Annotated in this window: 30 protein-coding genes; 6 read left to right on the top strand and 24 right to left on the bottom strand. The window is 44.5% G+C overall.

The window, feature by feature from the left end:
* Positions 1-41: 41 nt before the first annotated feature.
* Both AC5O63_RS05190 and AC5O63_RS05185 read right to left on the bottom strand, forming a co-directional pair.
* A complete protein-coding gene (locus tag AC5O63_RS05190) occupies positions 42-890 on the bottom strand; it encodes an alpha/beta fold hydrolase (protein WP_494504157.1) in 849 nt (282 codons plus the stop codon).
* A 108-nt stretch (positions 891-998) separates the two neighbouring features.
* Entirely contained in the window at positions 999-1,586 is a 588-nt protein-coding gene (locus tag AC5O63_RS05185) for a TetR/AcrR family transcriptional regulator (RefSeq protein WP_494504156.1), read from the bottom strand.
* 245 nt (positions 1,587-1,831) lie between these two features.
* Here AC5O63_RS05185 and AC5O63_RS05180 point away from each other — a divergent pair, with 245 nt between their 5' ends.
* On the top strand, positions 1,832-2,854 hold the full coding sequence (locus tag AC5O63_RS05180) for an acyltransferase (RefSeq protein ID WP_494504155.1): 1,023 nt from the start codon (positions 1,832-1,834) through the stop codon (positions 2,852-2,854).
* 95 nt (positions 2,855-2,949) lie between these two features.
* Here the strand turns inward: AC5O63_RS05180 and AC5O63_RS05175 are convergent, their stop codons facing one another.
* The 18 genes from AC5O63_RS05175 to AC5O63_RS05090 all read right to left on the bottom strand — a co-directional run bounded on the left by AC5O63_RS05175 (position 2,950) and on the right by AC5O63_RS05090 (position 17,392).
* Entirely contained in the window at positions 2,950-3,471 is a 522-nt protein-coding gene (locus AC5O63_RS05175; protein WP_494504154.1) for a DNA mismatch repair protein, read from the bottom strand.
* Entirely contained in the window at positions 3,471-3,857 is a 387-nt protein-coding gene (locus AC5O63_RS05170; protein WP_494504153.1) for an MAPEG family protein, read from the bottom strand. The genes AC5O63_RS05175 and AC5O63_RS05170 overlap by 1 nt, the downstream gene beginning before the upstream one ends.
* Before the next feature lie 220 nt (positions 3,858-4,077).
* The gene (locus AC5O63_RS05165) at positions 4,078-4,716 is read right to left on the bottom strand and encodes an OmpA family protein (RefSeq protein WP_494504152.1); all 639 of its coding nucleotides are present in this window, start codon (positions 4,714-4,716) and stop codon (positions 4,078-4,080) included.
* Entirely contained in the window at positions 4,713-5,462 is a 750-nt protein-coding gene (locus tag AC5O63_RS05160) for a hypothetical protein (RefSeq protein ID WP_494504151.1), read from the bottom strand. Before AC5O63_RS05160 ends, AC5O63_RS05165 begins: the two co-directional genes overlap by 4 nt.
* Positions 5,459-6,319 (bottom strand): type II secretion system F family protein, encoded by an 861-nt coding sequence (locus AC5O63_RS05155; RefSeq protein WP_494504150.1) that lies wholly within the window; start codon positions 6,317-6,319, stop codon positions 5,459-5,461. Before AC5O63_RS05155 ends, AC5O63_RS05160 begins: the two co-directional genes overlap by 4 nt.
* Positions 6,319-7,236, bottom strand: a complete 918-nt coding sequence (locus AC5O63_RS05150) for a type II secretion system F family protein (RefSeq protein WP_494504149.1) — start codon at positions 7,234-7,236, stop codon at positions 6,319-6,321. The genes AC5O63_RS05155 and AC5O63_RS05150 overlap by 1 nt, the downstream gene beginning before the upstream one ends.
* A 4-nt stretch (positions 7,237-7,240) precedes the next feature.
* A complete protein-coding gene (locus AC5O63_RS05145; protein WP_494504148.1) occupies positions 7,241-8,509 on the bottom strand; it encodes a TadA family conjugal transfer-associated ATPase in 1,269 nt (422 codons plus the stop codon).
* Positions 8,506-9,783: a CpaE/TadZ family protein gene (locus AC5O63_RS05140; protein ID WP_494504147.1), complete on the bottom strand. Its 1,278-nt coding sequence runs from the start codon at positions 9,781-9,783 to the stop codon at positions 8,506-8,508. Before AC5O63_RS05140 ends, AC5O63_RS05145 begins: the two co-directional genes overlap by 4 nt.
* On the bottom strand, positions 9,784-10,311 hold the full coding sequence (locus AC5O63_RS05135) for a hypothetical protein (RefSeq protein ID WP_494504146.1): 528 nt from the start codon (positions 10,309-10,311) through the stop codon (positions 9,784-9,786). It abuts the gene before it with no gap.
* The gene (locus tag AC5O63_RS05130; RefSeq protein WP_494504145.1) at positions 10,308-11,648 is read right to left on the bottom strand and encodes a type II and III secretion system protein family protein; all 1,341 of its coding nucleotides are present in this window, start codon (positions 11,646-11,648) and stop codon (positions 10,308-10,310) included. The genes AC5O63_RS05135 and AC5O63_RS05130 overlap by 4 nt, the downstream gene beginning before the upstream one ends.
* Before the next feature lie 10 nt (positions 11,649-11,658).
* Positions 11,659-12,456 carry a Flp pilus assembly protein CpaB gene (gene cpaB / locus AC5O63_RS05125; protein WP_494504144.1) on the bottom strand — a complete coding sequence of 266 codons (798 nt, stop codon included), beginning with the start codon at positions 12,454-12,456 and terminating at the stop codon, positions 11,659-11,661.
* On the bottom strand, positions 12,453-12,890 hold the full coding sequence (locus AC5O63_RS05120) for a prepilin peptidase (RefSeq protein ID WP_494504143.1): 438 nt from the start codon (positions 12,888-12,890) through the stop codon (positions 12,453-12,455). Before AC5O63_RS05120 ends, cpaB begins: the two co-directional genes overlap by 4 nt.
* A 22-nt stretch (positions 12,891-12,912) precedes the next feature.
* On the bottom strand, positions 12,913-13,098 hold the full coding sequence (locus AC5O63_RS05115) for a Flp family type IVb pilin (RefSeq protein WP_494504142.1): 186 nt from the start codon (positions 13,096-13,098) through the stop codon (positions 12,913-12,915).
* 359 nt (positions 13,099-13,457) lie between these two features.
* The gene (locus AC5O63_RS05110) at positions 13,458-14,990 is read right to left on the bottom strand and encodes a pilus assembly protein (protein WP_494504141.1); all 1,533 of its coding nucleotides are present in this window, start codon (positions 14,988-14,990) and stop codon (positions 13,458-13,460) included.
* A gap of 1 nt (position 14,991) precedes the next feature.
* Entirely contained in the window at positions 14,992-15,510 is a 519-nt protein-coding gene (gene tadF / locus AC5O63_RS05105) for a tight adherence pilus pseudopilin TadF (RefSeq protein ID WP_494504140.1), read from the bottom strand.
* A gap of 5 nt (positions 15,511-15,515) precedes the next feature.
* On the bottom strand, positions 15,516-16,103 hold the full coding sequence (locus AC5O63_RS05100) for a TadE/TadG family type IV pilus assembly protein (protein ID WP_494504139.1): 588 nt from the start codon (positions 16,101-16,103) through the stop codon (positions 15,516-15,518).
* Positions 16,104-16,539: 436 nt separating this feature from the next.
* Positions 16,540-17,112: an RNA polymerase sigma factor SigZ gene (gene sigZ, locus AC5O63_RS05095; RefSeq protein ID WP_494504138.1), complete on the bottom strand. Its 573-nt coding sequence runs from the start codon at positions 17,110-17,112 to the stop codon at positions 16,540-16,542.
* Positions 17,099-17,392, bottom strand: a complete 294-nt coding sequence (locus AC5O63_RS05090) for an ArsR/SmtB family transcription factor (RefSeq protein ID WP_069668661.1) — start codon at positions 17,390-17,392, stop codon at positions 17,099-17,101. The genes sigZ and AC5O63_RS05090 overlap by 14 nt, the downstream gene beginning before the upstream one ends.
* 209 nt (positions 17,393-17,601) lie before the next feature.
* On the opposite strand from AC5O63_RS05090, the gene AC5O63_RS05085 reads away from it, so the two are divergent.
* Positions 17,602-17,784 carry a hypothetical protein gene (locus AC5O63_RS05085; protein ID WP_239825026.1) on the top strand — a complete coding sequence of 61 codons (183 nt, stop codon included), beginning with the start codon at positions 17,602-17,604 and terminating at the stop codon, positions 17,782-17,784.
* A gap of 194 nt (positions 17,785-17,978) precedes the next feature.
* Positions 17,979-18,692, top strand: coding sequence for a glutamine amidotransferase (locus AC5O63_RS05080; protein ID WP_494504137.1), 714 nt, complete (start codon positions 17,979-17,981; stop codon positions 18,690-18,692).
* Here AC5O63_RS05080 and AC5O63_RS05075 read toward each other — a convergent pair.
* Positions 18,689-19,966, bottom strand: coding sequence for a peptidoglycan DD-metalloendopeptidase family protein (locus AC5O63_RS05075; protein WP_494504136.1), 1,278 nt, complete (start codon positions 19,964-19,966; stop codon positions 18,689-18,691). The genes AC5O63_RS05080 and AC5O63_RS05075 overlap by 4 nt on opposite strands.
* A gap of 413 nt (positions 19,967-20,379) precedes the next feature.
* Here AC5O63_RS05075 and AC5O63_RS05070 point away from each other — a divergent pair, with 413 nt between their 5' ends.
* Together AC5O63_RS05070 and AC5O63_RS05065 are read left to right on the top strand one after the other, a co-directional pair.
* A complete protein-coding gene (locus AC5O63_RS05070) occupies positions 20,380-21,453 on the top strand; it encodes a permease (protein ID WP_494504574.1) in 1,074 nt (357 codons plus the stop codon).
* 177 nt (positions 21,454-21,630) lie between these two features.
* Positions 21,631-22,137, top strand: a complete 507-nt coding sequence (locus AC5O63_RS05065; protein WP_171320292.1) for a hypothetical protein — start codon at positions 21,631-21,633, stop codon at positions 22,135-22,137.
* 63 nt (positions 22,138-22,200) lie between these two features.
* Here the strand turns inward: AC5O63_RS05065 and AC5O63_RS05060 are convergent, their stop codons facing one another.
* From AC5O63_RS05060 to AC5O63_RS05050, 3 genes are all read right to left on the bottom strand, one after another.
* Positions 22,201-22,686: a VOC family protein gene (locus AC5O63_RS05060; protein ID WP_494504135.1), complete on the bottom strand. Its 486-nt coding sequence runs from the start codon at positions 22,684-22,686 to the stop codon at positions 22,201-22,203.
* A 198-nt stretch (positions 22,687-22,884) separates the two neighbouring features.
* A complete protein-coding gene (locus AC5O63_RS05055) occupies positions 22,885-23,493 on the bottom strand; it encodes a hypothetical protein (RefSeq protein WP_004747318.1) in 609 nt (202 codons plus the stop codon).
* Positions 23,494-23,717: 224 nt separating this feature from the next.
* The gene (locus AC5O63_RS05050) at positions 23,718-24,089 is read right to left on the bottom strand and encodes a nuclear transport factor 2 family protein (RefSeq protein WP_494504134.1); all 372 of its coding nucleotides are present in this window, start codon (positions 24,087-24,089) and stop codon (positions 23,718-23,720) included.
* Positions 24,090-24,189: 100 nt separating this feature from the next.
* Between AC5O63_RS05050 and AC5O63_RS05045 the strand changes: the two genes are divergently transcribed.
* Entirely contained in the window at positions 24,190-25,065 is an 876-nt protein-coding gene (locus tag AC5O63_RS05045) for a LysR family transcriptional regulator (RefSeq protein ID WP_494504133.1), read from the top strand.
* Positions 25,066-25,147: the final 82 nt, after the last annotated feature.

Here is a 25,147-nt window from a genome sequence, read left to right as displayed (position 1 = left end):
CAATTGGAGGTAAGGGGACTTAGCAGCCCCCTTTAGTAAACCTATCCAATCAGCTTATCGAAGCTTTCCATTACTTCAGCACACTTCATCACTCTGCCGTGGCCTTGCCCTTGGGTTGCCACCAGCGTAACGTTTTCCATTTCTTGAGCCGCCTTCTGCGACACCTCAAACTTAGTAAACTTGTCACCTTGATCGTGGACAATAATGGTTTGCGCACTGCGTAACTTGAGCTTGTTGTACGGGTCGACGGATTGAATTGGGTAGTGGTACTGATCTTCAACCTCAGAAACAACAGCATTGAACAAACGCATTGAGTAGCCTGAGCGAGCGACACTACCAAATAGATTGTCGAGGTAATCCAATACAGGTGCAATCAACAAGAATGGTTTATCGACCAACTTCTGATGATGACACTCGATCGAAGACGCCGTTCCCATGCTATGACCAACAAGTCCAGCCACATCATCAACGCTATCTAAAATCGCTTCTAAGCCATGAACAAATGCCGGAATATGCCCGTACACGCCGCCACTTTGACCGTGACCCGGGTGATCATACGCCAAGGCGGTGTAGCCTTGACTAGCGATGTGTTCCATCAACGGATAAAACTGACTCGCACTCCCCGACCAACCATGGGTCAGCACCCACACTGGGCCAGTACCTAATTGGTACGTTTTGAGTACGCCTTCCTTCGATTCTACTTCGCCTTTAATCAATCCGGTTGGCTCAGCATTCTTAGGCTTGGTACGTGCAGGGGTCAGCAGTAACTTGCGCGCGGTGTTCTTCGCATGGTTAGGTGCGAGAGTGTGATGAAGCCGAGTGGTTATGTTGACCAAGCTTTTCTTTACACTGAACTTTTGCGAGGTATTAAAGTAAATCTTCTCACTCATAGTCTTATCCTTTTGGTGCCAGTCTCTACTTCTCGCCCAAAAGCGAACGACCGTGCTATTTTTAGTTAAATAATTAGCTAAGTGAACTTCACTTAGCTTAAATTCGTCCTACTTCCAGTCAGCTAACAGGCGTTTAACGCCCTGCCAGAAGTGCTCGTTGCTCGCCTGCTCTCCGTGTATCGAATAAAACAGGTGGGCACTTAAATACAAGCCATACAATTCAAACGTGGCCTGCCTAGGTTCAAGATCTTGGCGAAACTCACCATTCTCGACCCCTTTTGCAACCTGAATTCGTAAGTACTCTATCCAAGTCGCGATGGTTTTCTTTAATACTTGCTGGGTAGGGGCAGCTTCTGCGCTCGTCTCTTTCCAAGCATCTAAGAACATACAGCTGCCTTGAAAAGAGTGGTTCCACCCTAACCAGTTATCGAGCAGCAGTATGAGCTTTTCTTCGATGGTGATCGAAGTTCGCTCCCTCGCGGGCGCAATCACGCGCTGAGTAAAGATCAGGTTGGCATAATCCAAAACTGCTATTTGCAGGTTGTCCTTGGAGTTAAAGTGAGCAAACAAGCCACTCTTCGACATCCCACATTGCTTGGCTAATTCCCCAATGGTTAAGCTCTCAAGCCCATTTTCACTCGCTAGCTCAAATGCCTTACTTAAGATATTTTCTCGGGTAACTTTGCCTTTACTCATACTGCTCTCTCGTTACTGTCAATGCTATTTTTAGCACACTCGTTCTTTTTTGCAAATTTTATCTCACTTGCAATTGAATGAAATCACAAAGTCTAACCCGTAAATGTAACAATTCTTAGGGTTAGATTTGACTCTCAAATTACTCTGGTAACTGATAGTAGCCTCAGCATAATTTGATTTAGATTCATTCCTTGAGGTTGATTTATTGATATACCCTGAACACTTTTAATGGTTTTGATGTCGTTATGGAAAGTAAGAAAATACAAAGTATTGAGCTAGGCCGAGTGGTTGCGATATTAGCCATTGCCGCCATGCACTGTCAGATGTTTCTCAGCTACTGGCAAATTAATGAGACACCCTGGGTTGGATATGTGTTTAACCAAGCAACACGCTTTGCCGTCCCTTTGTTCTTTTTGATTTCAGGTTATTTGATCCAACCCAAGCTAACCGTTGACCCAATCGCGACGCTTAAGCGCTACACCACTCCTTTGCTGCGCATTTTTGTTGTCTGGAGTGTGATATGCCTTGTTATGCCTTTTAACTGGGCGACTGTGGCTGAGCATGGTTATCTCGCCGAACGTCAAGGATATTGGGGTTACCTTGGTCAAGCACCACTCAACTCGCTGCTAGAGGGTGGCCTCGTCCACTTATGGTTTATTCCCGCGCTGATTTTTGCAGCTGCGATCGGTGCTGGATTGCAAAAGTTTAAGCAGATAGAGCTTTTTGTCCCGCTTGGCGTCGCACTGTATGTTTACGGTGTTCTTGCAGGCAGCTATCAGGGGCTGACAGAGTTCTGGTCTCCATTCTTTACCCGAAACGGCCCGCTTTTTAGTACCTTGTTGTTTGCGATAGGTTTTTCGATTCGTCAGCAAACGATAAATGCAGCTTCTCATCAGGCCTTGCTGCTAGCATCAGTCGGTATGCTGTTACATTTCGTTGAAGCCTTTATCCTCAATAACTATCAGCAACCTTTTAATGGCAATGACTTCCTGTTTGGCACTGTACTGTGGGGAACAGGCTGTTTTATGTGGTTACTATCAAAACCAGCGCTCGGAACTCACTCTTGGCTAACCAAGCAATCTAAGTATGTGTTACCTCTCTACGTGGCTCATCTACCTATGATTATTGTGATGATGAACGTTTCTGGAGTATTGGGCCTGACTGGATTTGCCAAAGATATGACCGTCCTGTTTGGCGCGATAGTGATAACCTTTGGATTGATTAAAGGGTTAGAGAAAACACCCCTCTATCGACTGCTATTTAGGTAGCTATGTTCGAGGATTGTAGAGGTTAATGTTTAGGGGATTATTTAGGTAACCACCGAACAGAAAACAAAGCGATGGGTAAATCCATCGCTTTGTGGTTAATTGGGCTTACGAGCCAAGTCTCTGGCAAGGATCAAAGCTAAGCCAAACACCTGCAGAAACAAGCCAATGTTCTTGTACCAAGCGATCCTTTCATTAAGCGTTGTCATCAGCTCAGAGATAGAGAGATTCTCTAGATAAAAGTCATCAATTTGATTTCGATATGCCTGCTGGGCTTGGTTTATCAGCATCATCAATTGCGGAAGATTGTCTAAGCTAATCTCTGGTATTGGCTGATTAACCCACTGACTCAATTGACCCTGTAGCGTCGCCTGCAGTTGCTGTTGAACTTCGCCCTCGTGATCGATATGCAAGAGCAACATTTCACGCTTGCGTTCGAGCATTTCAACACTGTTCCACGCAAGCTGAATTGAATAGATGTTTTCGTCTTTTTGCTCAGATAGCTGACCAATCTCTCCACTCAACTTGTCGAGCACAATGCTCGACATCAAAAGCGCCAAGACATTGAGGACTAGCCCCGTCAGCACTAACGCCCATGCAGGAGGAGAACGCAACATCATTACCACATCCTATCAAATGGTAGATAAGCAATATTAAGCACAATCAGAACCGCCATCACTAAGAAGGTCATCTTCATCCCCGAAATGCGGCCTTTTAATCTATCCGCAAGGATGCCTTTCGCATGTAAAATACGACCCAGAACAAAAACAATACCACACGCATGGATCATCCAAAGGCTTGCACCGTTGTACTCCACCATAGCCATCAGAATCAGGGTAATTGGGATGTAATCCACCGCATTGCCCTGTGCACTTCGGGCGATCGTCAGGGCATCTACCCCGCCATCCGCATATTTCACCTGAGCTTTGCGGCGCTGCTTAATCACTTGAATAGAGAGCCAAATCATTAGTGCAGCAAGAATTGCAGCGTAAAGCGCTGTAACCATCAACATTCTCCTTGTGATTCAATACCAACCGAACAGTTCTCTGTTCACCTGTTTATGCCGATTGGTATAAGTATTTATTTTAGTTAACAATCCATAACCAAGAACAATTAATCACAAAAATCTTCTATTGGATAGTGTCATAACTCTATTCAGCTAACGCAGATACAAAAAACGAGCCCATATGGACTCGTTTCGAATTGTTGCAGTGCGCTACGCTTAACTAGCTTTTGATCTCAACTCGGCGGTTTTTCTCTTGCCCTTGTTTGGTTGAATTATCAGCCAGTGGTTGGGCTTCACCTTTAGATGTGGCTTGAAGCGTGTCTGGGTTGACTCCTTTACTAACAAGGTATTGCTCGACCGCTTGGCTACGACGAAGACCGAGCGCTAAGTTATAAGCCTCGCTGCCTTTTGCATCGGTATGCCCTTCTAGAGTGACTAGATTAGGGCTCTTCTTAAGCTCAGACGCAATGTGATCAAGGATGCGTACTGACGTTTGGCTGAGCTCAGAGCGATCAAAACGGAAAAAGACACGCGCTAAAATAGGCTCACCTTTTTCAACTTGCTTAGAAGTCGTCGTGACTTTAAGGATGTTATTGTGCTGCAAGTAGGCTAAGCAGTCATCAGACACTTGGCTATCGCCAACAAGCAGAGATGAAAATCTGCTCACATCGATATCGGCATTTTCCTCTCCCGATAGCATGCGACCATTTCTATGATGAGCGATGACAATCGGCGTATCCATTGTCACTGTCAGCTCTTGATTGAACGCCGTTGTTTCACACATTTGTTGCAATAGCGTCGGCTGTGCTACTGCTGGCAACGAGCTGACGAGCAAAGCGCCAAGTAACCATTTATTCATTCTATTTCCTCGTCGGTTGTCGCCTGCCCAATCGCTTTAGGCCAGGAATCTAAATCATCTTTCAATTGGGCAAAGTAGAGCAATGCCTCTTGCTCGGTATGCTCTTGGAGCAACATTCGCTTTACCACATGCTCTTGATCCGAGCGCATTAAACTCACGATTAAGTTGGCTCTGATGGTTGGGTCAACCTGGCCCTTTTTGTATAGTGGCATTAAACGCTCTGCCGCTTCGGCGTAACGACCTTCCATCATCTCTGTCATGGCAAGATTGTTGCGAATAGCGCTCTCATCTTTAAAGCCTAAACGAGCTTCGAAGAAATAACGTTTCGCAGTCTGGTAATCACCTTCTGTCGCCATGATGATGCCGTAGAGATTTTTAGCAGCGTAGGTGTCTTTCTGTACCGCTAAGCTGTGATCGATAAAGTATTTCGCGTTGTTGAAATCTTCATTGGCATAGGCGATATCAGCGCGAGTGATCCAACAGCCATCAAGGGTATTGCACGTTTCATCCGGGATTTGATCCAGATAGTAGGTCGCCGCTTCTAAGTCACCACCTTTGAAATAAACCCGCGCTAAGCTCACCGCAGCCGCATGATCTTGTGCGTTATTTTGCAAACGTTCGCGATAGTTTTCCTGTAATCCTTGGAAGTTTTCAGTGATCTCCATTCGTTGTTCATCACTGATGGTTTTCGGCGCTGACGAACAGCCTGCCAATAATGCCACCAGTGCAACGGATAAAAGTCTCATTGCATTAGCCTCATTACACCCGGCGCGATAATTAAGATCACGATAGGCATCATAATAAAGATGATAAGTGGGACACTCATTTTTGCCGATAGAGAGCCAATTTTCTCTTCGGTTTCGAGCATTTGTACTTCTCGGATATCTTTCGATAAGGTGATAAGCACTTGATAAATTGAGCTACCGTGTTGCAAACTTTGCAGCAAGGTAAAGGTAAAACTGCGCACTTCTTGGGTGTTGATTCGCACCGCAAGCTCGGTTAAGGCACTTTCTAGACCAGTAAGACGAGCACGCTCTGCAGTGCGCTTAATATGATAGGCAAGGTGCTTATCAAAGCCTTGTAGCTCATCAGCAAGATACGCCAGTGCAGACTCAAGCGTCATACCGGTTTGCACACACACCGCCATCAGGTCAATCAGGTAAGGCAGTTCACAGCCTACGTTACGCTCAACGGTTTTCTTCTTCGATGCGAGTACCATATCTGGCACTACAATCACAGTAACCAGAATTCCACATACAGGCAGAAGAACATCAGATAACTCCCAACCTTCACTCATCACCAAAAAGGTAGCGGCGATAAAGGTAGCCAAAATAATACCGAATTTGGCAGGCAAGTAGTAAATCGCTAAGCCTTTGTTATAAATACCAGCCTGTTCTAGTTTTTGCTCAAACTCGTCTTTGTTCTCAGCACTGATTTTTTTCATCGCTAAGCGAAATTTCTTTTTCGCTTCTGATTCCACTTCTTCGCTTTGTAACAGCTTGTGCATACGTGTGCGCTGCTTAGCTTGTGCAGTCGATCTCAGCAAGCTAAACGCAATCACGCCAAAAAGAAAAAGGATCAGAGAGACAATCATTGAAGACATTAGCGAATCCCCCTGATCAAAAACCAAATAATGCCCATACCTATCGCTTCACTACCGATCAAGTAGTAAAGAATCATCCGCCCATCAGGGTCATGAAGAACAAACTGAAAGTTCTCTGGGCTCATATACTGCATGCCGAACAGGAACAGAAACGGAATCGCACCAACGATTTTTGCTGACAAGCGCGCTTCCGACGTCATCGCCATGGTTTTCTTTTCCACCGAGCGGGCATCGAACAACACTCGGTTAAGCCGCGTCATCACCTCTTTAAGTTGACCACCGCGGATCATATTGGCGCGCAGAGTAATGATGAAAAAGCGATAGCTTTTGTAAGGGCAGTTCTGACACGAACGGCGGAACACTTCATCTGGCGACTCACCAATTTGCAAACGTTGACCGACCCATTTGAACTCTTGACCAACCACACTATCAAGCTTGTCGCCAACGAATTGAATCGCCTGCATAACACTCTCGCCTGAGCTAACCGCACTGGTCATTAGGTTGATGGCATCAGGGAACGAGTCTTCAAACTTCTTTTGGCGGCGTTTAAGTAAAAACCGAAACAGTAAAAGCGCCGCAACAAAAGGGGTCCCCGCCAATGCTGCCATGCCTGACACAAAGCCTAATGCTAAATAAATACCGACCACATAACTCATCGTAAAACTGACGATGGCGATACCAATGGCAGCTTGCATCAAACCTTTCTTACCAAGCTGTTTTGCTAAACCATTAAAGCGAATCAAAAGCTGATCTTTGAAGCTCTCACCTTTCAGCGATGAAAGGTTCACCAAGTTAAGGTCTTCTTCACTTTGGGTATGCTCGTCTTTACTTAACAGTGCCGTTTTCTGCTTTTTTAAATTGCCACTATAGAACCAAGCAACGCCACCAATCAGCAGCAAGTAGACATAGAGACTCATACCACTACCTAAACGCCGACATTAGCTCTTCGTACAAACCAAAGTAGCGTGATTTTTTAGCCAGCTCTGAACGTTGCATTAATCCAGGAGTGACAAATCTTCCCGCAATTTTTTCACCTTCAACTTGGCGATCATCAGGCTCAAAACGGAAAATCTCTTCTAAGACCACATTTTCCCCTTCAAGACCCACCACTTCTGAGATGGAAGTGATTTTACGAGAGCCGTCATGCAGTCGGTTTGCCTGAATAACAATGTTAACTGCACTGACAATCGTGCGACGAATCGCTTCTAAAGGTAAGGAAAGGTTTGCCATCATGATCATGCTTTCAACACGAGCGAGCGCATCACGAGGCGTGTTGGCGTGCAAGGTAGACATAGAGCCATCGTGACCTGTGTTCATCGCTTGAAGCATTTCGAATGCTTCTGAGCCACGACACTCACCAATGATAATTCGATCAGGGCGCATACGCAGGGCGTTGATCACCAAGTCACGCTGAGTGATTTGGCCAGTGCCTTCGGTGCCTGCAACGCGAGTTTCCAAACGCAAAACGTGCGGCTGTTGTAAACGCAGTTCCGCCGCATCCTCAATGGTTAGAATACGTTCTTTTTCTGAGATGTATTGCGATAAGCCGTTGAGCAAAGTGGTTTTACCTGAACCTGTACCACCGGAGATTAAGATGTTGCAGCGACAACGAGAAGCGATCATCAACACCTTAGCCATTTGTGGGCTCATAGCGCCAAACTCAACGAGCTCTGGTAAGCCAATACTCTGCTTTTTAAACTTACGAATCGAAATCGCCGTACCATCGATACTGACCGGATTGATCACCACGTTGACACGGCTACCATCAGGTAATCGGGCATCGGCTAGCGGAGTCGCCTCGTCCACACGGCGACCTACACGAGAAACAATTCGCTGAGCAATTTGACGCAATTGATTATCGTCGACAAACGACACATCGGTATGCTCGACTTGACCGTGGCGCTCAACAAACACCGCTTCAGGGCCATTGACCATAATGTCCGTCACATCTTCATCATCCATCAAGGATTGAAGCGGGCCTAAACCGGTCAGTTCATCAATCAAGTTAGAGACAAACTGACGGCGCATAATGGCTGGAATGGCTTGCTCTTTCTGCTCGATGAGCATATCAACGCCATTGGTCAGCTGGTTACGTAGCTGCTCTTTACTGGCATTTTCTACTGCACTGGTATCTAAGGCTTCATAGATGCGATCACGAATATCTAAATAAAGGGCTTTGGCGGCACTCATTTCGCTGACCTCTCAATCAACTTGATTCGTAAATCCTCAATAAGATCTTTAAGGGGATTCGATTTTTTAGTGATCTTTCTTCCCAACACTAAGGCGGCAAGATCGAGCATTCGAGAAGAAAAACGCCCACGCATGGTAGTAAAGCGTTTGCCCGATAGAAGCACCGATGGAATAGATTTCTCATACGCCACTTCAACATCTATTTTGCGTTTCAGCTGCTGCTCTATCTCTTTGGCGTAGAGCACGCCATCTCGGAAAGTGCGATGCTGATTAAGCACCAAGATTGAACGCGGGGTTCTTAAACTGTTACGGGCTGCCAAATCCAAGTTGTGCATAATACGTTTTGCCGAGCGAACTGCCGAGACTGTCGGGTCCGCGACAACAATCACTGAATCATAATGTTCACAGAACGCCATGTAGTCGAGCGGGAACTCGCGCGAGCTAGAGAAGTCTTCAACCACTAAGTTGTAGCGGCGTAGCAAAAGAGAAACCATGGCATCACTTTGGCTATTACAGTCTTTGATCGACGCTTTCAGTCCATCTACCGCAAGCAGTGCGACACCATCACAATCTTTATGCAGCAGGGCTTGTGCTGAGTCTTCGTCTAGCTGGGAAATTTGCACCGAAGACTTGCTGATATCGAGCTTGGTGTACTCTTCAATACCGAGTAAAACATCGAGGTTGGAATCACAATAGTTATGATCGACCAACATCACTTTCGAGTGAGTCTCACGGTGTAAAAAGCTTGCCAATTCACAAGCGATCAGTGAAGCGCCAACGCCCCCTTTCGCACCAACCACGGCAATACGTTTGGCCTTGCGCTCTTTACCCAAGCCTTTGCCACCATGATGGTTGTTCACCACATGGCGCATAAAATCACTCAGCTCAGCTTTAACTACGGGCCAGAATACATAGTAAAAGCCCATCTCTTTCAGTGAGCGAATGGTGGAGATAGCATCTTCTTTACCAATCACCACCACAGACGCCGTATTTGGGATTTGCGGAGCAAGTTCATTGACTTTAGCAATGACATCGTCACTGCTGGTCAACTCAATCAACACCAAATCAAGTGAGACGGTATTGCTAGCAAAGTAATCCCCCCACGCCGCTGGCTTCATTGCATGAATATCAGGCGCGCCCAACGAGTCAAAGCTAAACACCTCAGAAACCAACTCACGGCAATGCTCAGACTGATAAAACAGTACCGAACTTAGACCTTCTTTACCTTCGGATAAAGACTCGGTTGCTTTGAGCGCTTCAGTTAAATCTAACATCTACTTTTCCTCAGCAATCGAAAGTTCTGACACAACGGGCTTAAGCGTTGACGGTGTGGCGAGCGACTTATTACGCGCGCGCTCAACGAAGCAGCCATCTTGCATTGTCCAGGCGTTATGGCTGCCCAGTGCTTGGCATGGTGGCATAATCACTTGAGTACGTTTGGCACGAATCAAGACATCGTGTAGCGAGTCGGTTTTACGCTCGGTTTTGTAGCTCATCCACGGGCGGTACTTGCCCAACTGGCTCTGCAATTTTGCTTGTAGCTGCTGGCCTTTTGCACTGTAGGCGATCACTTCAATCTGTTCTGCATTGGCTTCAAACTGAGTCACAATAAAGTCGCGTGCTTTATCGTTAACCTGCTGGGTTTGACTGGCTTGATTAGACTTATAGCCAAGCTTAAGCTCAGTTTTTACGGGTACTAAAACGGCCTCTGCCCCGGTCACGGATTGATTTGAACAGCCAGTGAGTACAACCGCGGCAAGAGAGAACGTTAAGCAAGCTGCTTTCAAAGAGTGTTTGATCATTTTTTAAAGCCTCCCTGAGAAAGCAAGTCGTAAGTCACACGGTATTTCGGCGTTTCACTCAAACCGAATAAGCGTTTAAAAGTGCTGGTTGGCTGCATGCTTGGTAGTTGGATTTCTGATGCATGCTGAGGTTTGACTCGATTGACGGTTGCCACAATCACAAGCTCGCGTTTTTCACGTTTGGTGGCGGCGCTGCGGAATAAAGCACCTAGTACTGGAATGTCGCCTGCGCCTGGAATCTTCGACATACCTTCGACGTCTTCGCTGCTCATTAGGCCGCCAATAACAAAGCTTTCGCCATCTTTTAGCTCTAAGGTGGTTTCAGCTTTGCGAGTGCGCAGTGCTGGCATAAACTCGTTTTTAGCCTTATAGGCCTGATCCAACGAACTCACTTCTGGCTTCAACTTAAGGCGTATCCGACCACTTTCTAGTGTTTTGGCAGCAAATGCGAGTTTAATACCGTACTCTTTGTAGGACACATTGCTTCCATTTGAGCTGGACGTGACAATTGGTAGTTCTCCACCGACTAGGAAGCTCGCAGACTCACCTGAAATTACAGATAGGTTGGGCTCAGCAAGCATTTGACCCAATGTATTATCATCAAGCGCAGTAATTAGAGTTTTTAAATCGCCCGCTTTAAAATCAGTCAGCAAAAACTGTCCAGCAGCACCCGCAGCTTCATTACTCCACTTAAAACCCAACTCTTCATTCAGCTGACGACTCACTTCAGCGATAGAAAGCTTAACGTTGATTTGATCGGCCGAGGCAATTTTTAACTTATCGACTAAACCCTTGTACTCAACTTTTTTATTAAAGTCCGCTACTAACGTCTTAAGTTCGGTAGGCTTAGAGTTTTTATCCTCTTTTTCCTTTTTCTTATCTTCGATTTTTTCTAACTTGAGTAACTCACCGACCAAGGTAATCACTTCAAGATGTTGGGTTTGGTTAATGATTTCACCTGTCACTAACACCTGCTCATCAACCGCTTCGACTTTAACTCTAAGGTCTGGGTAATGAAGCTTAAGCTGACGATTAACTAAACTGACATCACGCACCACGTTAACTTTGCGGTCATAGATTTTGCTGTTGTCTTTAGCAAACACCATTATGCGCGTATCACCACGCTGCTTGCCAAACACGACAAACTTATGGCCATCAAGAATTTGGTAATCGGCAACGTCAGGGGAAGAAACAAAAATAGTACCGATTTCTTGCTGGGTAGAGACACTGCTGGCGTCACCCATTGCAATAGTTAAACCTGCACTCCATGCTGGAATTGAGGTGCAAGCGGCCGCAGCCAAAACCCAGCGGCTTAAGCGAAGTAAAAATTGTTGCATGTTATTAACCTTATCCGCGGCGAGAGCCACGCAGTTCGACAATACCCTGATAGCCCGGGAGAATATCTTTGGTTTGAGCCTCTGGTAGATACATTTGCTGGCGAGACTTATAGATCTCTAGTGCTGACAGGCGACGCGCTAATGTCATCTTACTGATAAATGGGTGAGGAATTTCTAACACCAAGGTCACTAAGCTTGACGCTTCATCTGCACCATAATGGGCGAGCTTTTGGTCATCATAGGTTTTACCTTGTACAGCCAACACGCGTACTTGGTTAAGTAGCGGCTTAACATCAATATTGGCGGAGCGCGGCGACTCAACACTGTCACGCTGGGCCATATTTTGCTGCAGCGACGTGAGCGACAAAATGTCGATAAAATCCCCCGCCTTCACACCGGCCGCAATGATATGGCTCTGAGCCACCACGAGAGGAAATGGCGTCATACCTGGTTTGATGATCGCATCAACGTAGTCAGGATCGTCAGGAGTGATCAGGTCTTCCGCCGTTATAATCGCATCTTGATTGATACGATGACGAAACACCGCTCCTTTACTATAAGGCAAATCCAACAAAGCGTAGCTTGCTTCGCTTTCAGGCAAAAGTTCAGCCTCAAGCAACTCGGGGCTAAAGTTTTGCCCGCGCTTTACATTCTCGGCAGCGCGCCACACGCGAATTTTGTTTTCTGGTGCTTCGGTTTCGGCAACAGTTTGAGGCTCAGGTGGGGAAGCAAACATCTCACTAAAGATGCCATATACACCCACACCCAAAGCAATAAGGGCGATCAGGTGAGTTAATCTCTGTTTCATAGGCGAGCAGGGTCCAGTACTAGGCAAACAATATTAAAAGTGCTAACGCTGGCAATGGCGATTCCGTACGGAACGCCTCTTTCCTTAAGCTCCTGATACCCTACGGTTAAACAGGCCCAACCAAATTGAGCTATTACCACCACACCACCGACCAATAAAAATCCAATTAAATTATTGAGTGCAAGTGGAAAGGTAAAACAGAGCGAATACCCCATTAATAGTTTGATATCCCCGGCGCCAAAAACTTTAAAGCGAAAAAGAAGCAGGCCAAGTACAAAGGTAATTAATGAGATCACAATCCCTTGCCAGAGTAACGAAACATCCAGCAGTAGCGCTAAAACTAAGCAAACTACAAAGTTAAGACCGACAAGCTTGTTGCTGATCCGTCTTTCTTTCCAGTCTGAGAGACAAATATTGACCGCGAGAGCGGTCAATATAGCAACTAATAGTAGCAACTTAGCGGCCAGCTCCGCCCATCGCTTCAGCGATGCGCTCCATTGCGTTGGTAAGTGCTGAGTGGAACGTACCACCATTTGAGAAAAGCACACCTAGTAAAGTAGCCATTGCAACACCGATTACCGCGTACTCAATTGCCGTTACACCATCTTCGTTTTTAATAAAATCGTTCAGTAGTTTTTTCATTTGTAAAAGTTCTTACATAAAGGTTGGACAACAAGCCAATCAAAGTAGAGGCAGTAAACTTTAACTAGCAACGTTTTTTTGACAGGCGCTAGTTTACTCAAACAAGATTACATTTCAAGCACTTTATTCAATATCAAACCAATTTAAATAAAACTTATTTTACACATCTAAAACAACAACTTAGACAACAACCACAGATAACAGCCGTCAATAAAGCCACTAAAGATACATAATCAAATCAAATGAATCATTAATTTCACATTCGCCAATCGCCGACAAATAACGACATTAGTTTGACGAAATCCAATTTAGACATATAAATAAAAACCCGCCTTTACGGCGGGTTTGTGGTTTGTTAATTATCGTTCTACGTTATAAGAGGTCGTGGTGCTAAGAAGCTCCATAATGACATCTTGGAGCTTATCCAGATCTTTGACTTCGTAGATGTGTTTTCCGAAGCAAGTACGATACGCCCAGTCTTTCTTATTGTTAAACTCTAGACCAATCACAAACATTTCAAACTTCACTGTTTCGCCTTTAGCATTAACTGAAAGCTTTTCTCGCATATTTCGACACAATCCGTTCTCAACCAATTTTTTGAATGACACTGTATTCTCATCTCCATCTGAAAGTACAAAAATAAAACGATTTTTATTAATTGCACCATCAAACTGCCCTGGAGCAGCGAGCAAACCGTGATACATATCCGTTCCTCCCCCCTCCTTCATTGTTGATATTTTGCGATTGAAATCTTTTACACTTTGCTCGCTCGCCAACTCTTCTCTGTCTATATTGTAGAAATTTGGCTTCCCTCGCCTGTACTGACAATATCCATACGGTGAAAAATGGTTGTGTCCGATCTTCATGGGTGTAGACAAAACATAATCTTTCGACATTTGTAACTCTTTTGCCGTTCTTGAATAACTAATATGATCATAATAGTCAGACGTACATGTTTTCCATCGTCCCCAGTCATAACTTCCATCACCATAGTTACAATCTAGTGGTTGATAATTTCTGTGCCCCCCTCTATTGGCATAAGATAGATATTTATTCATTGCTAGCTGCTCAGAATAACTATACTTATTGTCGCCAAACCACTGTTTTAAATCATAACTCCACATGTTACCAAGTTGGCTAAACCCTTGCTCTAGCATTGGCCTATCGTATTGAGAACCCTTCGGTGGCTTCAACATTGAAGCACAGTAATAATCCTGCCCTTTCTTAACAACAATTCGTTTAGAGAAAGGAACAAAGCCAAAACTAGAGTTGTTTATAATCTCACCTGTATGCTTTTCTTTTAGCTCTTTTGTTGCCTTAAAAATCGTTGTAGTTACGGATTCAATTGCTTCCTTTAGTTTGCGGATACGTCTACCTTGCATAGAACTAGAAAAATCCGAGACAAACACCACATCTACCGGTTCAAAGTCGGTTCTAACTCGAGCAGCCGTTGCTTTGTTGTACACCTTTTGCTGCTTATCAAAAGATGGAACGCCCTTCATATACATCCAAGAGTCATGAGTCGTGGTGCTGTCAATTTTGTAATGATGTATCGTTCTTTTTACTGTCGCCCCAGAGTCGAGCTTTTTCTCGTACACTTTTTTCTCTCGGCTAACATTAAACTCGGAAGCTTTATTATCTGGAACTAGATAATTGACCCACGCAGTAGCTATTGCTTGAGCTTGCTTCTTATCGAACGTCGCATCATCACGAATGTCATCACTTTCAGAAACGGCAATCGCTGTTGCCTCCATCACATCACCAAGGTGTGCTTTTTCAGTAACATAGCGCGCACCTTCGACTCCCAAAGCCCCCATTCCCAAAATAGCAAAAGCAACAAACACAAACCAAATAGAAGCAGAACCCGATTGTTTTTTTATCACTGTATTCACATTAGCGCCCTACAAATAACGAAGTTGACTTAAGAACTCGGCTGTCTTTATCCGCTTGTCCTGAAATGGCTTTTTCGAAGAAAGCAGGCACACGGCGACAGACGGTCACTCGATAAACATTGAGATCATGTTTACTGCCCTCGGTAATTTCGTTACCAATAGACTGCGCACTGCATGCTATCTCGCTATTTCCGGCTTGATACGTCTGCTCTGCTTTCTTGCCGCTTTTAAAACCAATGTTGACTCGTAAATTGTCTTTGTTTTTCCCCAATAAGTTTTGGGCTATGCGTAACATCTCTTGCGCTTCATTTGCATTGATGTCCCAGTTCGTTGCGCTGGTCCCTTTGGTGAAAAAGGCCTTTCTTTCTTTCAGAACAGAGGCAATTGAGTACGAAGTTCGATTAAGCTGGCTCTTTTGCACAACCTGATAACCAAGATCAAAAATAAAAAACAGTAATGCGCACATACCGATAAGAACGAACGATAGCTCAATACTGAATACCCCTTTTTGTTTATTCATTTTGGCTAACCTTTCAATTGATCGCGAAATAGCGCTGTATCTTGCACGATTAACAAACGACGGGTGATTGGGTAGCCGAAAGCTTCTTTATTGAACATCAACGGATGATAGGTATAAGTCACTTCATATTCAGCTAATGTTGCTTCACTCCAAGCATTGGTGCCCGAATAAACATCGCCTTTGGCATAAGCAGCCGGATTTAAAAATGGTTTCACATCAAGCTCAAAGTCACTTTGGCTGGTAAAGATTTTTAATAGCGTCGTCGAGTTTTCTTTAAGAAATGTGTAGTACCAAATAGCCAGTTCATTTCCGAGCATACTTTGAACACGAAAACACTCTTCCATTTTGGAAGGCTGCTCTTTGTAGTCCAAAGAGCAATCGGCAGATTTGTACTCTTTAAATTTGTCGTTTTTCTGTAACTGCACTCGCGCATCTCGTGCAGCTTCGGCCGTAGCGTAATCGAGCACAGAGCATATATAGGTTAAACGGCAGGTTTCAAAAATCAGCATGGTGAACATAAATAGCACAATGAATCCAATTGCGAATTCAACGACGAACACACCTTTTTGCCTACGTTTGAGTAGCTTCTTCATTATTGTTGGTCATCTTTGTTGGTTTTATAAAACAAGGAGTTAGCAGCAAGCAAAATGCAAACACCTATTGAGTCTAACCACAAATTGATTAGGTTCGACATCGTACATAAATGTCAATTTTGCGACAACAACCATGGACGAATTAACAGCAATAAATGACAAAGGTTTGACATTCCCACTTGTCACAAAAATGTCGTTCAGGCTTATTTAGAAAGGAAAAATTGAGGTGAAGGGAGAGAAACAAAGGAAAGCGGACTGACACAGTATGAATCCTAATGACGACTATCAATTCAATTGTTAGTTATAATACCTTGATAAATTCAACTTAGATTAGAGGCGGCTGTTAAGATTCCTTACTCTCCCTATTCTTCGGTCTAAGGAATGACAACTTTTGGCGTTTCGAGGCAGGATTTGGGAAAGTAGTGTGGAGTTACTCCTAACAACGTCCACACTGTTTTGATTTCGCTTCACAGTCTAGGAGGTTACCGTGTTTGTCGAGTTGGAAGGTGCAGCATTCCTCGAACAGTTTTTTTAGCTCAACACGGCCTTTCTGCACGCGCGACTTTAACGTTGAGTAGCTGACGCCGACTTTCTCAGCAATCTGCTTTTGGCTCTCACCGTTTAGTTCAACAGCTTCGAGAAGTTGCGATTGTTCAGCAGGCAGAGCATTAACAAAAGGTTTAATACACCCTGCCATTTCTTGCTCTAAACTGGCCTCTTGCTCTTCAAACCACAAGTCATCGGCTTGGAGTTCGCCATCACGCTGCTGGCGAGCGCGCTTGCGGTAAAAGTCGATGATGGTGCGATTAGCCAGTTGAAACAGCCAAGCTTTAACACTACTGACATCCGCAATGGTGGACAGGTTCTGATAGGTTTTGAGTAAGATCTCTTGCTGCAAATCTTCCACATCATCTGGGTTACTTACCTTAGAGTGAAGGAAGGATTTTAGCGCCTGCTGATACTCAGCCCACACTTGCTCTAAGCTGAGGCTTGGGTTAGCAGTTCTCATCGGCGCAGCACTCATCCTGCAAGAAGCCAATAACGCCTTCTAAACATTGGTAATCGGTGACACAGTAAAGGGTTCGACCTTCTCGTCGCTGGCTAATCAATCCTGCTGACGCAAGGCTAGAGATATGGTGAGAAAGCGTCGAGCCTGGTATCCCTAGCTTCTCTTGTAAGCCACCTACCGCAATACCTTGATAGCCTGCTTTGACCACACTTTTGTAAATCGAGAGACGAGTTGGATGGCCAAGCTCTTTAAGTGCTTTGGCAACGACTTCAAGTTCCATGACAGACTCCACATAAAATCATATATTTCCAAAATAATAGAAATATAACCAAGATGCAATAGTTAGAAGCCCCACTTTGTAGACAAGCATAAAATGCCGATTTCACCACCCATATTTGGTTAATCTAATGTTGCACATTTAACAGCTGCGAAACATCCGAGATGCCGCTAATGTTTCTTATACGTGCTACAGGAGTGAACGAGAAATCAATGAAAGTACTGATCCAATACACGCAAACAGGCAAATATAAAGACAGAGTATGGGAGTCCCTGACGCTTAAAGCTAAGGGGGAAGTTCAAGCAGTAACGCCTTCTTCGGCTGTTCGATTAATAGAGCAGAACAAAGCCGTATTGTTTACTACAGAAGACGATGACATTGTTCTCCAAAGCTAATTGTTGCCAACCGATTTCGACTTAAGGGTTCATTTTGCTATTCCCCAAATCGCAAAGCGAATGCCCACAACCGGAACCAATCTATTCCCTCAGATAGCTTGCTGTTCCGGTTTTTCTTTGCTCCCTATCCATTGCCATCGAACTTCCAATTCTATAACTTAGCCAAGTGACATGGATGTTATTCGAGGTAGATTGTGAAAAAGCTATTGATTGTCAATGTGGGCTCAGCTCCTGAAAGCCAACTGAACAAATTTGGTGATTTTGAACTGTGGGCCAAGCAAGCCATTGGCGCTACCACGCTTGAGATCGAGTTTCACAATGGAATCGCTAACCCACTGCCAAAACCGCACTTGCTCGCAGGCGTTATCATTATGGGTTCGCTATCCATGGTGACAGAAGAAACCAACTGGATGAAGCGGCTTGCAGCAGAAATTGTGCAGCTCTCAGAGTTTCATGTTCCTACATTGGGCATCTGCTTTGGTCACCAACTTATCAGCTACGCTTTTGGTGGTGAAGTCGACTTCAACCCAAACGGATTTGAAGTCGGTACAGTCGATATCTCGCGTTTGACCAGTAGTAACAACGATCCACTACTTAGCCAACTGCCAGAACAGTTCCACGCTCAAGCCGTCCATTTTCAATCTGTACTTACATTACCAACACAAGCGGTTCGATTAGCACAAAGTAATCTTGATCAGAACCACGCGTTTCGTGTCGGAGAGTGCACATGGGGCGTACAATTTCACCCCGAATTTACCGCCGATATCATGCTCGATGTACTTGAGAACTTTAAAGATGAGCTAGGGGAAGAGGTTGTTAGCCGTAAAATACAGCAGGTTGTGCCTGCTGATGAGGCACAACGCGTATTGGTGAATTTCGCTCGACTATGCGAAGAACGAAAGGACTAGCGGCTGTTTGGTTCACCCTGTGATTTAATTGAGGCTGTGGCACTTTGTTCACCTTTCACTAAGCTATCAAACTCAGAGATACGCGCTAAAAATGCTGGCTTATCTTGCTTTGAAATTGAGCTAGCGAGCGGAAGGTTGGCTTTCATTGGGTCTACCGCTCGGTTGCGCACTAAGACTTCAAAGTGCAAATGTGGCCCAGTGATCCTACCCGTCGCACCTGCAATCGCAATTTTCTGACCACGTTTAACGTGTTGGCCTTTCTTGACCAGAAAGCGGTGCAGATGAAGGTAACGCGTCTTGTAAACGCTGTTGTGCTCGATCACTAGATACTTACCCGCATATTTGTGGTTACGTACCGCAATCACTTTACCATCCCCCGTTGAGTAAACAGGTGCTCCGACAGGAGTAGCGAAGTCTGTACCATTGTGCGGAGTCACTCTCCCCGTCACAGGGTGCTTTCGTCGTGGGTTGAATGGTGACGTGATACGACGATATTGCTTTGCGACCGGATAACGGTCAAAGGCTTGTTCTAGGCTATTACCTTGTCTGTCGTAAAAACGACCATCTTCCGCTAGGAAAGCGGCAACTTCTCTACCGCGAAGATAAATCGCGATACCTTGAATTTCGGTATTACCCGTTAGATGGCTACCTAGGTATTGTTCTTTAACCAACACATTAAAACGATCCCCTGCGCGCAGCTCTTTGGCGAAGTTTACTTTGTCACGCAATACGCGGGTAATGTTGGCAATCTGATTTGGTGTTAAACCCGCACGGTAAGCCGATAGCGAAAAGCTGCCTTGAATATCACCCGAATAGAGTTTTTCTTGCCATTCACCCGCTTCTTCGACAAAACGGTAGCTAAAGCTATTGTCTTCCTCACGACTAAACACTGCCCTTTCGACCAAACTTTGATGATAGATCAAGGTCGCGAGCTGTTTAGTATTGCTATCAAGCACGAGTTCTAAGTGATCCCCCGGCTTAATGGTATCTAACTTCAGCGATTCTAGGTCGGCCTCTAAAATGCTTTGCAGCGTGTCGTAAGGTATGTTCCATGCCGAAAATATCGTGCTTAAGGTATCCCCCACTTTAACAAAGTAGTGAGCACGAATTTCAGACGACTGCTGAGGAGCGGGAGTCGTATTTTCTTGCGGCTGATAGGCCGTCACTTTGATCGGAGTAGGCTCACGCTTCGACTCAGACTTGAAAGTCAGCACAGCAGAGAGAGAAAAGGCGGTGATCGCAACCGCAACTAATATGGGACGAACGAGCTTCATAAAACAAACAAATCAGAACTTAATGTTATATTATAACATTTATGGGATGGTAATAACATGCGATCTTTGCCACCGAATATTGATCAACAATAGCACCAAAGTTTCACAAACGAACTTGAAAGCTAAAATAGCGCAAACCAGACGTATACAAAATCATATTCACATCAAATTAGTTACAAAAATAGAGTAACTGGCGACATTAAGAGTTCATTTCGGCCAAAAGCCAATCATTTTTGGTCTTAAAATTAAAATCTGTTGATTGATTTTAGTTCCGTTTAGCTCACTTAAACTTATCTATCTGATAAACAATAGCTTTGCATTTTATTTCGATTTTTATAGAAATATTTATTGATCTTTTTTTTCTCACTTCTATAATTCGAGAAAAATCGAAATAATTTTTGGAGTCAATGATGATGAATAACGATTTTATGACCATGGCGAGTGAAGCTCTCGATATGTTCGCGTTTTTAGCCACCGAACTGATCATCCTGTTCTTGGCCATTAGCTACATTGTTGGTGTACTACAAGAGTTCTTAACCCCAGAGAAGATCCAATCGATCCTAAGTTCGCGCAATGGCAAAGGTTATGTTGTCGCTGCACTACTTGGTGCGATCACACCATTTTGCTCGTGTTCCACGATACCTTTCTTAAAAGGTCTACTCAGAGCCAGAGCAGGGTTTGGCCCAATGATGGTGTTCTTATTTGGTAGCCCACTACTTAACCCGGTCATCATCGGCTTGTTCGTCGTGACCTTTGGTTGGAAAGTCGCGCTGTTCTACTTTGCTATTGCTATGTTGGTGTCAGTGGTTGCGGGCTATTCGCTAGAAAAACTCGGTTTTGAACGCTATGTAAAACCAGAAGCATACCAAGCGGCACAACCTTCAAGTTGTGGCGCAAGCTGTGGTGAGAGTAAACCTGAAGTAAAAGCAGTATCGTCATGTGCGACAACGAGTTGCGGTGAGACTGCACCGATTGCAGCAAAAGAAGCGGCTTGTGGCAGCGAAACCAAAGTTGAAGTGTCATGCTGCTCTTCTGACGGCACAGCCACGGCGACAGTGGTCGAGAACAAAGAGCCAAACCGTTGGATCAAGATTTGGCACTCAACGTGGAAAGATTTTAAGCAGGTCTTCCCTTACTTAATGCTAGGTATTGCTATTGGTTCATTTATCTACGGCTTTATCCCTACTGAGCTTATCGCTGAGTACGCAGGGGCAGGAAAATGGTACGCCATTCCAGTCGCAGCCATTATTGGTATTCCTTTGTACATTCGCGCCGAAGCGGTCATTCCACTAAGCGCAGCATTAGTACAAAAAGGGATGGCATTAGGCTCGGTGATGGCACTGATTATCGGTAGTGCAGGAGCAAGTTTGACCGAGGTAATCTTGCTTAAGTCTATATTCAAAAATCAGATGATTGCTGCCTTCCTAGTTGTCATTCTCAGCATGGCGATAGGCGCAGGCTTTCTCTATAGCTTCATCTTTGGTTAACCACCGCTGTGCTAAAAAGGCTCGAATTTTCGAGCCTTTTTTATGCATGCGTTCGATATAAACCGCATTCAGTTATCACCTTTTGCACACCAATTTGACGATTCATAGTTTATGACCTGTTCTTAACTGGCACATATTCACAATGCGCATATTATCAATTATGGAAAGAGGTTAACTATGAAGATCTTAACGTCAGTGTCGCTACTCTCTATCGCCTTTTTGGCAGGCTGCCAATCTACATCTTCTCCAGAAGAACAAGCAATAAAATCAAATCTGTGTAAGGTTGGCGATGGCTCAGGAGCTGCTTATACCCACGAAAAATTTGAGCAAGCCGTTATGGACTGTGGCGGTTACGAAATCTTTACTGATGATATGGTCGTAGGGCAAGAGCTTGTGTTTTCGTTCAACAACGGTAAGAAGAAACGCAAAATGGTCTTAAATGATGATGGGACCGGCGCATACACAAAAATGGATAAAGGTAGCACCGAAAACATCACTTGGGAGTTCCAAGACAACGGCAATTTACATTTAGAATTTGAAGATGGCTATCAATGGGATTGGAGATTGATTGCCGAACAAGGTGGATTTTGGGCAGTGAAATCGTACGGCTATGGAGCAGATTCCGCAGATCGTGACATCTTGTCTATGGTTGTCACCAATAAAACAGCGATGATGACGCAGTAAATAGGACATCGTCATATAAAAAGGATTGGCATCTGTGCCAATCCTTTTTTAGTTTGGAATCTATTACTCGTAGTCTGACGCGTAAGTCTCTTCATAGGTGTGAGAGTAAAGCTCAAACAGGTTGCCAAACGGGTCTTCTAGGTAAACCATTTTCGCTGGCTTGCTGTCGTCTTCTGGATGGTAGCGCATCACGTCCATACGTACTTTGCCACCAAACTGCTCGACTTTCTCCATTACACCTTCAAAGTCATCCGTTTGTAGACAGAAGTGGAAGATGCCTAAACGAGAGAAGTCGACCTCATGGCGCTCTTGACGCTCTTTCATCTCAAACAGCTCCACACCGATACCGTCTGTTGTCACTAGGTGAGCGATATTAAAGCCTTTAAAGCCTTCACCGAATACGGCGATACACATACGACCAATAGCCGTTTCGCGCTCTTCAACGACTTTAGTGTTATTCATAACAATCCTCAGGCCTAACGCTTGAGTGTAAAACTCAACCGCTTTGTCCATATCACCCACCATGATACCAACGTGATTCATTTTCATAACTTTCTCCAGAATTAGTGCGATGTTTTGTTTCGATGGAGAGAGTGTATGCACTGATGTTGATTAAACGAAATTATCAATAATTATAAAAACAATAATATAATTTTATCAAACAAAAAGGAGAGGAACGTATATAGCAATGGGATAGAAAACCCAGAGGAAAGTCAGGCTCCTTTACTTCGGAGCCTGAGTAGATATTTAATCGTTAGACCAACTGTACCATTCGGTAGAGAGTGCGCGGACAGATTGATTCACCAACGTCATTGCACGTGATTCTACGACATAGTTTCGCAAAGGACCTGCGCCTTTTCTTTTATTGTAGATATCGTCATACATATCCTCGTTATGGTCCATCATTGAGAACATCGAATGACACCAAGCATAAATCACCACTTTACCTTGGCTTATTTTACCTAAGGTTGCACTTTTGAGTTTTTCTGTCGTATTGAGTGTCGCGACATCCACAACTTCGACTTTGCTGCCAAATTCTTGGGCCGCTTTTAAATCATCGAGATAAAACTGCTTTTCAATGACGTACTTTTTATTGAACTGGCCGGTACTCGAATCAACGGCTTGACCTGCTTGAGTACCATGTCGACCTGAGAATACGACATACCCTCCGGGATGGTTGAGGTGTCGAGCCAATGTAGGCCAAGAAGAGTTGGCTGTCTGAGTAACGGAAAGATAAAGCCTGCCGACTTGAACCCAAGGACAGGTTGTCCACGGATCATCAGGGCACGAGATAAGATGATCATTCATCAGTGACAGAGGAGTGCGTTGATCATTACGAGGCACAACTTCAAACATTATTGGCTCCTATCGGGTAATAAACGTTTGAATTTTATCATGGCACATTAATGGGGGTTACAAAAATGTTAATACAACTTTAGTTTAGAGCATGAATTCTAAATCAAATTTAAGACTGGAAAATAAAACAAAAGCCAATTCAGTGGTGTGATGCTTTAATCTCACTAAATTGACTTTTTTGCTATCGGGATAAGTCGATGTTCAGATATTCATTCTGATAGATACTAACGTTCACCTTGTACTTCAAACTCGTCGTAAGTTAAGCGAGCCTTACCATCATCTTGAATTGTCCATACTTCCTTGTGAACCACACCGAACGCTTTGTTCATTGTCCACTTCGACGTAAGGATGTAATTGCTCTCATCCACTTTTTCCCACCTTGTGTCTGTGTATGCAACGTCACTGAAACCCTGGTCCATGATGTTTTGCCAAAAAGCTTGGATCTGCTCTCGACCTTCAAAACGGCCAAAAGGCTTAGCATGCATAATCGTGCCTTCTTGGTATTGCTCCGCACAGCCTTTTGCATCTTGATTGTTAAAAGCGTGTTTCCACGCGGCAATACCTGCCTGACAGGCTTCTAATACGGCTTGGCTCATTTCTATTCTCCTCTCAATGAATACGCTCAGTTTAGTGCTATGATTAACACGCAAAAACAAACAAATTAGAAATTACTGTTCGGCTTTAGAGAACAATAGAATGAACAAACACCGCCAAATGACCCTGTTTATGTACATTGTTGATTGTGGGTCAATTTCAAAGGCAGCCGAAAAGCTAGAACTTTCCAAATCAGTGCTTAGTGGCGCTCTCAAACAGCTAGAAAGCGAACTGGACACTACTTTGCTCAAACGTACCACTCGCAAGCAAAGCCTGACTGTACAAGGAGAGATGTTCTACCAGCACTGCTTAGCGATGAACAAGATTGTCGACCAAGCATGGGACGAGATGCGAGAAACTCATCAGACTCCATCCGGCAATCTCACCATTACGGCTCCCCATGCATTAGTAGAAACTGTGATTACTCCTGCATTGGCACGCGCATTTGCGGCCTATCCTCAGGTTTGTCTCAATATCAGGGCGGACGATGATCAATTAGACTTGATGCAAAACGATATTGATCTCGCTATTCGAGTCGGAGAATCTGGCGACAGCAGTTATAAACAAAGAAAAATAGGCGCATTTCGCGACGTCTTGTGCCAGCAAGCCTCTTGCAAAACAGCCTTAAAAGACGCCAGCTACATCGCCAACCATTGGCAAGGCAAACAGATCACTCACACAATGCACTCCAATTCGACTGGAGAGGTCATTGAACACCGTTTCCTCGCCAAGCACAGAGTAAATACCATTAATCAAGTGGCTGCCATGATCGCTCAAGGTATGGGGATAGGTATCGTGCCTGAGTTTGTTCTTCCTCGATACCCGCAGCTCTCCCCTTGTTTACCTGACTATGCACTTCCTAGTACGAATGTTTACGCCCTACACCCCTATTCGAGAACACCACCGATCGCGGTTTCAATGGCGAGAGACGCTATAGAAGAGCAGCTAATAAGTTTTTACTCAGGTAAAAGCGGGTAGAAATTAACCTGCATCAATATTCTTATTTATTTCACTAATCATTCAAATTTGATCGCCTACACTTGTTTAAAACGTCAGTGAC

The organism is Vibrio sp. SCP2, assembly GCF_059295395.1.
Note: the sequence above shows the minus strand (reverse complement) of the source record. Positions and strands in the feature narration are given on the sequence as shown.